11 protein-coding genes are annotated in these 13,272 nt (G+C 53.6%); 6 read left to right on the top strand and 5 right to left on the bottom strand.

Annotated elements, in window-relative coordinates:
• Positions 1–72: 72 nt before the first annotated feature.
• Positions 73–1,740 (bottom strand): energy-dependent translational throttle protein EttA, encoded by a 1,668-nt coding sequence (ettA, locus tag P1X16_RS15335; protein ID WP_277230734.1) that lies wholly within the window; start codon positions 1,738–1,740, stop codon positions 73–75.
• Between the two features lie 428 nt (positions 1,741–2,168).
• Between ettA and P1X16_RS15330 the strand changes: the two genes are divergently transcribed.
• The 5 genes from P1X16_RS15330 (at position 2,169) to P1X16_RS15310 (ending at position 7,412) form a co-directional block, all read left to right on the top strand.
• Entirely contained in the window at positions 2,169–3,467 is a 1,299-nt protein-coding gene (locus tag P1X16_RS15330) for a DUF349 domain-containing protein (protein ID WP_277230732.1), read from the top strand.
• A 143-nt stretch (positions 3,468–3,610) separates the two neighbouring features.
• Positions 3,611–3,832, top strand: a complete 222-nt coding sequence (locus tag P1X16_RS15325; protein ID WP_022821757.1) for a DUF2795 domain-containing protein — start codon at positions 3,611–3,613, stop codon at positions 3,830–3,832.
• Between the two features lie 52 nt (positions 3,833–3,884).
• Positions 3,885–4,640: an ABC transporter ATP-binding protein gene (locus P1X16_RS15320; protein WP_277230721.1), complete on the top strand. Its 756-nt coding sequence runs from the start codon at positions 3,885–3,887 to the stop codon at positions 4,638–4,640.
• Between the two features lie 371 nt (positions 4,641–5,011).
• Complete coding sequence (locus P1X16_RS15315; RefSeq protein ID WP_277230718.1) at positions 5,012–5,461, top strand: BLUF domain-containing protein; 450 nt, start codon at positions 5,012–5,014, stop codon at positions 5,459–5,461.
• An 82-nt stretch (positions 5,462–5,543) separates the two neighbouring features.
• Positions 5,544–7,412, top strand: coding sequence for a PAS domain-containing sensor histidine kinase (locus P1X16_RS15310; protein WP_277230715.1), 1,869 nt, complete (start codon positions 5,544–5,546; stop codon positions 7,410–7,412).
• Between the two features lie 55 nt (positions 7,413–7,467).
• Here P1X16_RS15310 and P1X16_RS15305 read toward each other — a convergent pair whose 3' ends face one another.
• The 4 genes from P1X16_RS15305 to P1X16_RS15290 all read right to left on the bottom strand — a co-directional run bounded on the left by P1X16_RS15305 (position 7,468) and on the right by P1X16_RS15290 (position 12,005).
• A complete protein-coding gene (locus P1X16_RS15305; protein WP_277230712.1) occupies positions 7,468–8,646 on the bottom strand; it encodes a lycopene cyclase family protein in 1,179 nt (392 codons plus the stop codon).
• Positions 8,647–8,714: 68 nt separating this feature from the next.
• A complete protein-coding gene (locus tag P1X16_RS15300) occupies positions 8,715–9,356 on the bottom strand; it encodes a DUF1749 domain-containing protein (RefSeq protein WP_277230710.1) in 642 nt (213 codons plus the stop codon).
• A 163-nt stretch (positions 9,357–9,519) separates the two neighbouring features.
• A complete protein-coding gene (locus P1X16_RS15295; RefSeq protein WP_277230707.1) occupies positions 9,520–10,383 on the bottom strand; it encodes a TIGR00730 family Rossman fold protein in 864 nt (287 codons plus the stop codon).
• 359 nt (positions 10,384–10,742) lie between these two features.
• Positions 10,743–12,005: an ABC transporter permease gene (locus P1X16_RS15290; RefSeq protein WP_277230703.1), complete on the bottom strand. Its 1,263-nt coding sequence runs from the start codon at positions 12,003–12,005 to the stop codon at positions 10,743–10,745.
• 210 nt (positions 12,006–12,215) lie between these two features.
• Here P1X16_RS15290 and queA point away from each other — a divergent pair, with 210 nt between their 5' ends.
• Positions 12,216–13,268 carry a tRNA preQ1(34) S-adenosylmethionine ribosyltransferase-isomerase QueA gene (gene queA / locus P1X16_RS15285; RefSeq protein ID WP_277230700.1) on the top strand — a complete coding sequence of 351 codons (1,053 nt, stop codon included), beginning with the start codon at positions 12,216–12,218 and terminating at the stop codon, positions 13,266–13,268.
• Positions 13,269–13,272: the final 4 nt, after the last annotated feature.

Genomic DNA, 13,272 nt, shown 5'->3' with positions numbered 1-13,272 from the left:
ACCCACACTAAATAAAAAGAGGCGGCCGGAAGTACCTCCGGCCGCCTCTTTTTTGTTTGCTAACGATACTACTTAGCCGAGCTTCTTATAGCGCACGCGCTTGGGCTCTACGTCGCCGAGGCGCTTCTTCTTGGCTTCCTCGTAGTCCGAGAAGTTGCCTTCAAACCACACCACTTCCGAGTTGCCCTCGAAGGCCAGGATGTGGGTAGCTAGGCGGTCGAGGAACCACCGGTCGTGGCTGATGATAACGGCGCAACCAGCGAAGTTTTCCAGCGCGTCTTCCAAGGCCCGGATGGCGTTTACGTCCAAGTCGTTGGTTGGCTCGTCGAGCAGCAGCAGGTTAGCACCTTGCTTGAGCGTGGTGGCAAGGTTCACACGGTTTTTCTCGCCGCCCGACAGCATGGCTACCTTCTTCTCCTGGTCGCCGCCGCGGAAGTTGAAGTTGCTTACAAAGGCCCGCGAGTTAACCGGCCGGCCCGCCAGCAGCATGGTTTCGGTACCGCCCGAAATGGTTTCAAACACCGACTTGTTGGGGTCCAGGTTTTCGTGCTGCTGATCCACGTAGGCGGCTTGCACGGTAGGTCCTACCACAAAGCTGCCGGCATCGGGAGCCATTTGGCCAGTTATCAGGCGGAAGAGTGTGGTTTTGCCGGCGCCGTTTGGCCCAATGATGCCCACAATACCACCCTGCGGCAAATTAAAGCTTAAGTTCTCAAACAGCAGCTTGTCGCCGAATGCCTTGGTTAGACCTTCAGCCTCAATTACTTGACCACCGAGGCGCGGGCCATCCGGAATGAACAGCTCCAGCTTCTGCTCTTTCTCCTTGGCGTCTTCGTTCACCATTTTGTCGTAGCCGGCAATACGGGCCTTGCTCTTAGCTTGGCGGGCTTTGGGGGCCATGCGCACCCACTCCAGCTCGCGCTGCAAGGTTTTCTGACGCTTGCTCTCGGTTTTCTCTTCCTGCGCCAAGCGGTTCGACTTTTGCTCCAGCCAGCTGCTGTAGTTGCCTTTCCACGGAATACCTTCGCCACGGTCCAGTTCCAGAATCCAGCCGGCTACGTTGTCGAGGAAGTACCGGTCGTGGGTTACGGCGATGACGGTGCCTTTGTACTGCTGCAAGTGCTGCTCCAGCCACAGCACACTTTCGGCGTCGAGGTGGTTGGTAGGTTCGTCGAGCAGCAGCACGTCGGGCTCCTGAAGCAACAGGCGGCACAACGCCACACGGCGCTTCTCACCACCCGACAGATTGCCAATAATGGCCTCCGAGGGCGGCGTGCGCAACGCGTCCATAGCGCGCTCCAGCTTGGTGTCTAGGTTCCAGGCGTCGAGTTGGTCGAGGCGCTCTTGTACGGTGCCCTGGCGCTCCAACAGTTTATCGAAGTCGGCATCTTCGGCCCCGAAGGCTTCGTTGATTTCGTCGAATTCCTTGAGCAGCGCTACGGTTTCGGCTACGCCCTCCTGCACCACTTCCATCACGGTTTTGGTGGGGTCGAGTTGGGGTTCCTGCTCTAGGTAGCCCACCGAGTAGCCCGGCGACCATACCACGTCGCCCTGAATCTGCTTGTCGACGCCCGCAATAATTTTCAGCAAGCTCGACTTACCGGAACCGTTGAGGCCGAGCACCCCAATTTTGGCACCGTAGAAGAACGAGAGGTAGATATTTTTAAGAACCTGTTTTTGGGGCGGGTAAATCTTGCTTACCCCCGCCATGGAGAAGATAATGGTGGGCTGGTCGCTCATGCGGAAAGGAGTTGAAATAAACCATAAGCTCTGCTTACACCAGAAAGGTAGCGAATGAGCTTATGCTGAAAGGGAAGTGTGGTGTGTTGGTTGTCAGGTGCGAGTTGTTGGACACAAGCCTACTACTTTACTGGCAGCTAGCCATCAACAACTCGCAACTCATTTTCAAAAGTGCTATTTTTAAGAGGATTGGCACCATACGGCAAGAGTCCGCTCAACCTTCCGAACCGGCCTTACGTTCGGCTGAACGGGTATTTCGCAAATGCCAAGCTTGCCAAAGGTAACCAGCTGCTGCTTGGTTTGCCACCTATGCGGAATGCAGCATATATTGCAACAAGACGTAAACTTGCACATCTTTCGATTTTAGGTACTACTACCGCGCTCTTTCATCCCACCACCACCGATTCGCCTTCGCGTTATTTGAGTTTATGGAACAACAAGACCACCTGCTGGCAGAAGCCCGCCGCTACGGCTACATCGAGGGCGACGAGGTGTGGCTCAAATCCTTTATGAATCTGCCAGCCCGCAAAGTGGGGCAAGTCAAAGAATCTGCTGATGCTTCCTTGCTGTATTTTGCCAACCGCTTCGAGCTATTCCGGGGCAAAGTAGAAGATCTGCTGCAGAAAATCGAAGAATCCGAGAATAAGGGGTCGTTTTTGATGAAGGCCCTGCACCTCAAGGAGCAAGTAGCCAGCTACGACGCCCTCGGCGACTTTGAGAGCCTGCACCGTCGCCTCACCGAGGCCGAGGAAGCTATTAAAGTAACGGTAGCCCGCAACCGCGAGAAAAACTTAGCCACTAAAATCAGCCTTATTCAGCAGGTAGAAGCCCTGCACAATGCCCTCGACTGGGCTACCGCCGGCGACGAGCTGCAAGAGCTACGCCAAGCCTGGATCAAGACTGGCCCCGTCGACAAGCAGCTGACCGACGAGCTGGAAAACCGGTTTCGGGTGGCCGCCGACGAATTTTTTGTGCGGCGCAAAGCCTTCCAGAACGAGAAGAAGGCCATGACCAACCGCGCCGCCGACCAGTTCCGGAGCCTGATCCGGCAGTCGGAGGCGTTGCAAGACTCCACCGATTTCGAAGGCACGACGGCCAAGCTCAAAAAGCTGCAGCAAGACTGGAAAGAAGTGGGTGGCTCCTTACCGCGCAAGCAAGCCAACGACCTCTGGACGCAGTTCCGAGCCGCGCACAACCACTTCTTCGAGCGGCTGAAAGTACACATCGAGAGCAAGCGCAACGAGACTAGAGAAAGCTCCACCGACGACAACCTCACTCGCAAGCGTGCCTTGGTAGCCGAGGCCATCGAACTGCTCAACCGGCCGATGTCGGAGGCGGTGGCCCGTGCCAAAGAGTTGCAGGCGGCCTGGAAGAAGGTTGGTCCTGTGCGCGGTCCGGAGTCGGACCGGGTGTGGGAGCAGTTTATTTTGGCTTGCGACCGGGTGTTCGAGCTAAGTGCGCTAGAGCACTATATCCGCAAGCGTCCCGAGAATGCCACTGCCAAACCCGACGAGCAAGTGAACATGCGCGTTCAGGCCCTGCGCGACTTCATCAAATACGACCAGCAAGAGCAGTTGACCTTGGAAGAAAACCTAGGAAAGCTTAGCTCCGCCCCCGCCAATGATGCATTCCGGCAGATGCTACAAGGCAAAATCCGCGCATTCGAACGAAAAATCCGCACAAAAAACGACTTAATCGAGATGTTGCGCCAGCGCTTAGTTGCGTAGCCCAACCTTCACGGCTATCTTACGTTGCTGCCAACTACAACAAGACGCAGTTAGTCACGTTGTCAGTTATGATGCTCCGGCCGGATTTTTGATGGCCGATGTTACCTTTCTTTTGACCACCATTTTAAGTACCACACACGCTTATGTACTGGACGCTGGAACTCGCTTCGTACCTGGAAGATGCTCCCTGGCCCGCCACCAAGGATGAACTCATTGACTATTCTATCCGTTCGGGTGCGCCCATGGAGGTAGTAGAAAACCTGCAGGCTCTGGAAGACGACGGGCAGCCGTACGAGAGCATCGAAGAAGTATGGCCGGATTATCCGACCAAGGAAGACTTCATGTTCAACGAAGACGAATATTAATTGCTGTTTGTTGAGTACTGATTGCTACTTGAAAACTTTCTTTCCTAGTTAGTTGAACAACCAACAGTCAGTCGCCAGCAATCAACAACCATTTGCATTACGCACAGAAAATCTGGTTGCGGGGTATGAACGACGCGTTCTGCTCCGCAATCTTTTTTTGGAGGTGCCAGTTCCCTCCTTTGTGGCGATTGTGGGCCATAATGGATGCGGCAAAACCACGCTGTTTCGGACCCTAACCAAGCAGCTACCGTACGAGGGCCATATTTGGTTGGCGGGCCGTGAGTTGCGCACTACGCGGCGGCCGGCAGCAGAAGGCTCACTCGCTTACCTGCCCCAACGGACCGTTGTGGGCTTTCCGATTCGGGTGCGCGAGTTAGTGGTAATGGGCTGCTACCGTCAACACAGCTTCTTTAGTGCTTATTCTCCAACTGATTACCAATCGGCCGATGCTGCGCTTGCCCGCGTGGGCGCCAGCCACTTAGCTAAACAAGACTTCACCTTACTTTCGGGCGGAGAACAACAGTTGGTATGGCTGGCGCAGCTTAATCTGCAAGAGGCTCCCCTCTACCTCCTCGACGAACCCACGCAGCAACTCGACGTCTACTACCGGCGCCGGGTCTTCGATTTGATGCAAGCCTGGGTGGAAGAACAGCACAAGACTGTGCTCTGCATCACCCACGACCTCGACAATTTGCTGGCTTTATCGGGCTACTTGCTTAACCTATCAGCTCCCGAGCCGCGCTTGGAGCCCTTAACAGCCGATGCTGTGCGGACTGCCAAGGAGTTTCTGGAAGCATCACCGGTGTAAGGCTGCGCTATCGGATTTGTTCTAAGGCACAGTCGTTACTGCATGAAGGCAAGCTGCGCCACGGGTTTTGCCGTAGCTAACCCAAGCTTCCTACATTTGCAACTTGCATCTTCAGCTTCTGGTTGGCTAACTACCTACGCATCTTACCGCGACAGTAGCAAGCATTGAGAGGAAATTGTTGGTAGCAAGCAAGTTTCTGAAAACCTCTGTCTTCCCGATGAGTTCTTTGTTCTATCACTGTACCACCCGTTATGTCAGCCAGCTTGATTGAAAGTGAGTCACGTTTTTTGGATATTTTGCTGACGAGTTTCTACTTATTCGGTGGAGCCTCGTACAACCTCGCGGAGTAAAAGCTCCACAGTTCATCGCGCATGATTCACATTATCTATATCAGCCGGGCCGTGCGCCCGCTCTCCGACCAGGATTTGCAGCTCTTGCTAGATCAGTGCCGCCGCGATAATGCCCAGCACAACGTAACGGGCGTGTTATTTTACAGCCACGGTAATATTGCGCAACTGATTGAAGGCGAAGCAGAAGTATTAGAGCCTTTGTTCGAGAAAATTTCCCGCGATGGTCGGCACTCCAATGTTATGAAGCTAGTCGACAAGCCAATTAACATCCGTAGCTTTTCAGAATGGTCGATGGCCTTTCATCCTTTAGAGCCGGCCGGATTCGAGCAATTGCAGGGCTTTTTGCTACCTAACCGAGTGCCCCCAGTTCCTTCTTCTCTGACAATTGCTGACGCCACACTAATAGATTTAGTGCGATTAGCGGTATTCGGTGCCGACGCCGCGGCCACTTCAGTATTGCCACAAGCATAGATGCCTTTACGTGAGTCGGCTTTAGCTTTGTTCCGCATCAAATGATGATGGCGCACCCTCTTTGTATTCCCAATTCCTGATTATGCGTGAGCAGCAATTAAAAGACATTCTGCGGCATATGCCGGCTGGTGTCGCTACTCTGCAAGGTCCCGAGTTGCGATACGGCTTTGTGAACGAAGCCATGCAAGAGGTTTTAGGTGCATCCGTCACGGAAGGTTTTCCAATAACCGAGTGCCCCGGCACATTACCAGCCGATTTGCTGGAAGTGATGCAGGAAGTTTACCGTCGGGGCCAGCCGTATGTAGCCAAGGCTTACCGGCTCGCTTTATCGAGCGAAGGGGACGAACCGGGTCGTCCCCGCTATTTCGATATTGCGTTAGAGCCTGTTCGCGAAGGAGGAGGGGAAGAAGTAACCGGTTTGTTGCTGTTTGCCGTAGATGTGACGGGGCAGGAAGAGGCCCGGCAGAGGACGCATGAATTGGCCATTGAAACTCGCCGGCTGGACACACGCCTTCGGGTATTAACTGAAACTGTGCCCCAGATTACTTTCACTGTTGATGCCAAAGGCAATTACGAGTACGTAAGCCCACAGTGGTACTACTTTACGGGTCAGCCCCCGACTGCTGACCTCAATGCCATGTGGCCGCTGCTCATCCACCCCGACGACAGGCTACGGATCTTGTACCAGACCGACGCTGCCCGCACTGCGGGTATCGGCTGGAGCTACGAATACCGTCTGCGCCGCCACGATGGCCAGTACCGGTGGGTGTTGAGCCGAGCCTTGCCCGAGTTGCACGCTCCCGATAAGCCTGTTTTCTGGCATGGCGCCCTTACCGAAGTGCACGACCAGCGTGAACTAGCCGAAGCATTGCGCCGTGGCGAGGCCGAACTACGGTTTCTGGCCGATAGTATTCCCGAGCTTATCTGGACGGCTACTGCCGAAGGATTTGTAGACTATTACAACCAATATTCCGAGGAGTACTCCGGCCTGTTAAGCAAGGACCTCGGGCCTACTGGCTGGATCAATTTGTTGCACCCTAGCGAACAGGCCAATGCCGCCCGGCGGTGGGTACACAGCATAGCTACTGGCGAGTCGTACGAGGGCTTGTTCAGAATGCGCCGGCACGATGAGCGCTTCCGCTGGCACATTATCAGGGCCCGGCAGCTAACCGACGCGCGGGGCCTACGTTGGTTTGGCGCCTGCACCGATGTAGACGACCAGCACCGCCTGCGCGAAGTGCTCCAAACCCAGTACGACGAGCTAGCCCGCACCAACCGCGACCTAGACACGTTTGTGTACACTGCCTCCCACGACCTCAAGCAGCCTTTGTTCAACCTGCGCGGCTTGTTCGATGAACTACGCCGCAGTGCTTCGTTTGATGACCCGCAGGAAAGCCAAATCCTGACGATGGTAGACGAGGCCCTGCGTCAACTCGACCTCACGCTACAAGATTTAGCTGCTACGGTGCAGGATCAGCGGGGCCTCTCCGCACCTACCGAGTCGCTGGATTTGCGCAACGTAGCCGACGAGGTGTTGTTAGGATTACGGGCTCAAGTACTGGAGTCGCAAGCGGAAATAGAGCTAGACTTTGAAGCTGCTCCTACGCTTACTTATGGCCGGGCCAACCTGCGCTCGGTGCTGCACAACCTATTAAGCAACGCCCTCAAGTTTTCCCACCCTGGCCGTCCGCCGCACATCAAGGTACAGAGCAACCTTTCCGATACAAATCAGCCCATTCTGACCGTACATGACAATGGATTAGGCATGGAACTGCCGGATATGCCAACGCCGGTTTTCCAGCCGTTCACGCGCCAACATCCTCACGTAGCCGGGGCCGGGGTAGGCATCTATCTGGTGCAGCGCATCATAACCAGCCGGGGCGGGCACCTGGAAGTAACCAGCACAGTGGGGCAAGGCACCGCATTCTCGGTGTACTGGTTCGACGCATAGCACATGAAATGACCTACTGCTAGAATGCAGCAGACTGTAGCGTAGAGTGAAACTGCTATTTAGCTACTCGCTGTCCTGGCCGGCCACGCAACACATGGGCAATAGACCGTAGAAACGGCCAAGGCGTGACAGAATTCATTACCTGGAAGTTTTCCTTCCACGACGTGCGCTCATCCAGAAAATCGAAGATGCGCTCTGGAGTGTTGCGGGTGAACATCTCCGTGAAAATGTCACGTGTCTGTTCACCTTTGCGCTGCATAATATCGAGGAGCAGCGTATCGAATAGCCCAAACTGCCATTGGTCGCCGGTGAGGTTGGCCGGTGGTTGCCCTGTGGTAGCCAGTGCCTGCACTAAGTGCGCTGAGTGGGCCTGTATCCGCTTGAAGGCATACCCGGTGCTTGGTTTAGCTCGCCCCGCCCGAGTGCCAAGATTAATGATGTGGCGCCCCGCTGCGGAAGCCAACGGATGATCGGTCATAGGAATAGCGCCTACTTCCTCGTACCCAATCTGGTACTCGGTTACGCCCAGTTCCCGCAGATATTCCCGCATAGCCGCTTCATATGCTGCTTTAGGCAGAAGCTCGGCTGAAAACAGCGTGTACTCTACGAAAGCCTGACGTTTGCTAAAAGGCAGCACATACATGAAGCGGGCTTCCTGCTGCTGCTCGCCTCGGAAATCCATAAACTCCACCGTTTTCGGGTCAAAGACATCGTGCGTGGTTTCCACCTCCCATCCCACAAAATGCTGGAGCAGGTAGCGGTACTTATCGGGCTGCTTCTGGAACTGCGGTGGGCGACTATCGAAGGCGTAACGGGCCGTGAAGGTCCCCACACTGGTTTGCGCCACTATGCCAGTAGGAGTATCCTCTAGCTTTTCCACTGTGCCTTGCACACGCACTATTTGTGGCACAGCAGCCAGCGTCTGTCCTACAAAATTATAGAAGTCTAGCCCCTTTATCATTTTGTACCGGTGGCGCGCCAGCTTGAAAACCTGCTCGAACTGCGGGCTCCTGAAGGCAATCTGCTCCCACTCGTGCGCCACAATACCATCAAACGGCGTGGGAGCATCGGCCCAAAACGACCAGGTCCGGTCGTTTTGGTTTTTAGTTTCCGGCTCAATTAGCAGCACCCGTTTGTCGGCCAGTCGAGGGTCCTGACTGATATGGTACGCTAAACTAAGCCCCGCTGCGCCGCCGCCCGCTATTAGGTAATCGTAGTCGAAAGTTGCTGCCACAGGGAGTAACCGCTTAAACAAAGTAGTTGTTGCAAGTTAGTGTAGCAGCCGTACAGTTGTTCGGCTAGCTAGGAAGCCAAGGCAGGCATCGCGCCCGCAAGGTCACGGACCGCGTCGCGCACGTCGAAATCGAGCTGAGCGCTAAAATGCTGCCGGCCTGGCAAGATGCTCACTTGCGAATGCAGCCGTTCCACCCAAAGGCGTTCATTTTCTTGATAACCCGAGGTATACGGGTCGTCATCGGAGAGCAATACAATCAGCTTGTTCTGCGGAATAAGCCGCCGCGCCGCTTCGTAGTCGATGGGCGCATCCATCCAATTCAGAATATCCTGCCAAGGGCTATCCACTGAAAACCAGCCTGCTACGCACAATACTCCGCCCACCTGCTGCGCTTTGGGGTTTGCTTTAGCTACATTAGCTAGGTAGTGTAAAATTGCCAAGCAGCCTACACTGTGCCCTACCAGTATCACATTGGAATTCAATGCGGCGGGCGGTAGCACTTGCTGCAGATAGTCCACCGCTTTTTCGATAACTGGCAGGTCCCAAGAAGGCATGGCCAACTTATGGATGCGGTAATCGAACCCATCTTCGGCGGCAATAGATTCTAGTTGCTCGGATAACCAAGGATACCAATCGTCATGTGGTGCGCCTGCCCACCGTGGTACAATATATATGTCGCGGACTTCACGGGTGGTAGAAGTTGGTTGCATAGCTTTGATAGATGTAGCGTGAACTCTAAAATACCATTTATTTGGTTTTATCCAATTTTCTCGTGAACAAGTTTGGTTTAGAATGCATATAATACACTGAATATAAACAACAAAGCCAGCTCCTCCTAAGAATGAGCTGGCTTTTGAAGCGAGAAGGATAATACTAGAAATTGGGCGAAAGCAGGTATTTAGAGTAGAAATCATCGATGATTTTCACTGCCGACGCAGCATCGTCCACTAGTTGCACCAAGTGCAAGTCTTCGGGCGAAATGTTGTGCTCGTCGTTTAGCATCACCTGCTCGATCCACTCGAACATACCCTTCCAGTAGGCCGTGCCTACCAGCACGATGGGGAAGCGGCCGATTTTCTTGGTTTGGATTAGGGTAATAGCTTCAAACAGTTCGTCGAGAGTACCAAAGCCACCGGGCATGCCAATAAAGCCTTGGGCATATTTCACGAACATCACCTTGCGCACAAAGAAGTAGTCGAAGTTGATGATCTTGTCTGGGTCGATGTAGATGTTGTTGAACTGCTCGAATGGTAGCTCGATGTTCAAACCAACCGAGCGGCCTCCCTCAGAGCGGGCTCCTTTGTTGCCTGCTTCCATGATACCCGGACCACCACCCGTAATGACGCCATAGCCGTGGCGCACTAGCTTAGCCGCAATTTCCTCGGCCATCTGGTAGTAGGGGTTCTCGGGCTTGGTCCGAGCCGAACCGAAAATAGACACGCACGGCCCAATTTTCGACATCTTCTCGAAGCCTTCCACGAACTCGGCCATCACCTTGAAGATTTGCCAAGAGTCGGCAATCTTGATTTCGTTCCAGTCTTTATCGACGAAAGCTTTGCGAATACGCTGCTCGTCGTCTAGCTGTAGCGTCCGCACCCCATGGGTCTGCTCGCGGATGTCGCTGATGCTCTTGACTTTGTTGTTGTTGACATCCGGCTGCCGGATGGTTTGGCCGCTACCGGCATTCAGGGCCTCGTCGGAGGCTTTGGTACGGCTGGTTTTTTTGAGCTTAGACATTACTAGTAAACTTTCATAAAAGGCAAGGCTGGTAGAGAAACCAGGTTGCTAAGGTTGGGGAATTTGGAAAAAGGAAAGCCGCCCCACGCAGATAGAGCGGCTAAAAGTACAGGCGTGCAAATTAACATTTTGTTAACATAGCGTGATGGTTGTGCTTCCGAAAAAGAACACCACGCTGTAGCTGTAATCTACGCTGGCTGCTGCATTGCCGAGGCACCTGCCGTATTACGAAATCAAGCTTTAAAGCTCTTCTAAAGAAATTTCTAATCCGAAAGCAGCACGCAGAGTGCCTGAGTGGTTCAGGATAATACGACGCCTGACCAGCGGATATTAGTTCATGAAAAGTTAGGTGGGACTCGCTATTTACTCCGAATAGCAATGACGGGGTCCAGATTGGCTGCCAGCACGGCCGGAATAATACCGGCCAGCACCCCAATCACCACTGATACGGTGAGTCCAAGCGTGATGTTAGAGCCAGAAAGATGGATGGGGGTAATGTCCTGCGGCACCAGCGTAATGAGCCAAACCAGAAAGATACCGGCCGCGCCTCCGATGAGACACAGGAAAATGGCCTCAAACAAAAACTGAAACAGAATAAAGTAGTTCTTGGCACCCAACGACTTCTGAATGCCGATGATGTTGGTGCGCTCTTTCACCGATACAAACATGATGTTAGCAATGCCGAACCCTCCAACCAGCATGGCAAACGACCCAATGACAGCTCCCGCGACCCCAATAACAGAGAAGAGTTTGCCGATCATATTGGTCAGCATTTCGGGACGGTTGAGGGCAAAGTTGTCTTCCTCGCGAGGCTTGAGAGTGCGAATGTTGCGCATCAACCCCTTCATTTCATACTCCAGGTCTAGCAGGCCGGCATCTTCCTCGCGCCCCTTCACCGCAATAGTAGGCGTGACGCCCGTTAGGCCATTGGTACTTAAGGTAAACAGCTTGGTGAATGCGCCAAACGGAATAACACAGTTGGTGTCGTTGCTAGGCGTATCGAGAATCTTTTTGCCCTCCTTTTTTACTACGCCAACTACCGTAAACGTCAACCCCTTGGCTTTAAACTCCTGACCTAACGCCGAGCCATTAGGAAATAGATTAGCAGCAATATCGGCCCCGATAATAGCCACGTTACGAGCCGATTCCATTTCCTGCGTGGTGAAATAACGTCCCTCCTCGATGGGCAAGTCGGATACGTTACGGTAGTCGTAGGTGACGCCCATGAGTGCGCAGTCCTGCATGCTGTTAGAGCCCACACGTAGGGTATTGCCGCCCGTTGCGGCATAAATAGCCACTCCGCGCTGGTTGTTGGAGAGGCTGCGTTGTAGCAGTTCAAACTCGCGTACGGTTGGGGCCGGCCGCTGAAAGTAGCGCCACCACGGATAATCGGGCTGGTCGAAAGTCCACGGCATTTTCATCACGTATATCACCTTGTCGCCCACAAAGCTCATGCTCTGGCGCACGTTAGCTTCCAGCGAATCGACTACGGTGAACACGGCAATGATGGCGAAAATACCCACCGTCACGCCAAGCAGTGAAAGCACCGTCCGCAGCAAATTAGATTTGAGTGCTTGCCACGCAAAGCGGAAGCTTTCTAAAGTCAGGCGCAGAACTTTCATAAGGTGAAATAGTGAAGTTGTGAAATGGCGAGTTTAGTTTTTACAGTCAACACAAATGGCGTAGATAGAACATCGAATTCACCATTTCACATCTTCACAATTTCACCTTTTCGGGCGAAAAGTAACGATAAATCAAGCTAGGTTACGTACTTTCGCCGACTCAAATTTTCTTTAGCTTCCCTAGCTATTGCCTTTGCCTTACCTGCCTCTATGAAGCTTTCCGAGTTTAAGTTTGATTTGCCCGAAGCCCTGGTGGCCCAACACCCGGCCAAAAACCGCGACGAATCACGCCTGATGGTGGTGCACCGCGACAGTGGCAAGATTGAGCATCGCACGTTCAAAGACATTATTGAATACTTTGGCGAAGGCGACGTATTCGTGGTGAACGACACGAAAGTATTTCCGGCTCGCCTCTATGGCAACAAAGAGAAAACCGGCGCTAAGATCGAAGTGTTCCTGCTTCGTGAGCTGAACAAAGAAATTCACCTGTGGGACGTGTTGGTGGACCCTGCTCGTAAAATCCGGGTTGGCAACAAACTTTATTTCGATGACGAAGGCGAAGTAGTAGCCGAAGTTATCGACAACACCACTTCCCGCGGCCGGACCATCAAGTTCTTGTTCGACGGCTCCGACGAAGAGTTTTACAAGGCTCTACACAACTTAGGCGAAACTCCCCTGCCCCGCGAATCCATCACCCGCGACGCCGAGCCCGCCGACAAAGAGCGTTACCAGACTATCTATGCCAAGCACACGGGTGCCGTGGCAGCTCCCTCTGCCGGGCTGCACTTCACCCGCGAAGTACTGAAGCGCCTCGAAATCAGAGGTGTAGAAGTAGTTCCGGTTACGCTGCACGTAGGCTTGGGCACCTTCCGCACAGTAGATGTGGAAGACTTAACCAAGCACAAGATGGATTCCGAGAATTTCATTGTGCCCGCTGCTTCGGCCACCGTTGTAAACCGCGCCCTCGATGCCAAAAAGCGGGTGTGCGCCGTAGGCACTACCTCAATGCGCGCCATGGAATCGTCGGTGTCGGCCAACTCGCGCCTGAAGGCCAACGAAGGCTGGACCGACCGGTTTATCTTCCCTCCGTACGATTTCAAAATTGCCAACACGCTGCTCACCAACTTCCACACTCCGGAGAGCACCCTGATGATGATGGCCGCTGCCTTTGCAGGGTATGAGCTTCTGATTGAGGCGTATAATGTGGCAATCAAAGAGAAATATAAGTTCTTCAGCTACGGCGACGCCATGCTTATTCTGTAAGCAA

It is taken from the genome of Hymenobacter sp. YC55, from assembly GCF_029433095.1.
In the GTDB taxonomy this organism is placed as follows: domain Bacteria; phylum Bacteroidota; class Bacteroidia; order Cytophagales; family Hymenobacteraceae; genus Hymenobacter.
This window is presented reverse-complemented; position numbering and strand designations above follow the sequence as displayed.

Coding starts and splice junctions, on each gene's coding strand:
- queA (WP_277230700.1), top strand. CDS start 12,216: ATGAAGCTTTCCGAGTTTAAGTTTGATTTGCCCGAAGCCCTGGTGGCC.
- P1X16_RS15295 (WP_277230707.1), bottom strand. CDS start 10,383: ATGTCTAAGCTCAAAAAAACCAGCCGTACCAAAGCCTCCGACGAGGCC.
- P1X16_RS15290 (WP_277230703.1), bottom strand. CDS start 12,005: ATGAAAGTTCTGCGCCTGACTTTAGAAAGCTTCCGCTTTGCGTGGCAA.
- P1X16_RS15330 (WP_277230732.1), top strand. CDS start 2,169: ATGGAACAACAAGACCACCTGCTGGCAGAAGCCCGCCGCTACGGCTAC.
- P1X16_RS15310 (WP_277230715.1), top strand. CDS start 5,544: ATGCGTGAGCAGCAATTAAAAGACATTCTGCGGCATATGCCGGCTGGT.
- P1X16_RS15315 (WP_277230718.1), top strand. CDS start 5,012: ATGATTCACATTATCTATATCAGCCGGGCCGTGCGCCCGCTCTCCGAC.
- P1X16_RS15325 (WP_022821757.1), top strand. CDS start 3,611: ATGTACTGGACGCTGGAACTCGCTTCGTACCTGGAAGATGCTCCCTGG.
- ettA (WP_277230734.1), bottom strand. CDS start 1,740: ATGAGCGACCAGCCCACCATTATCTTCTCCATGGCGGGGGTAAGCAAG.
- P1X16_RS15300 (WP_277230710.1), bottom strand. CDS start 9,356: ATGCAACCAACTTCTACCACCCGTGAAGTCCGCGACATATATATTGTA.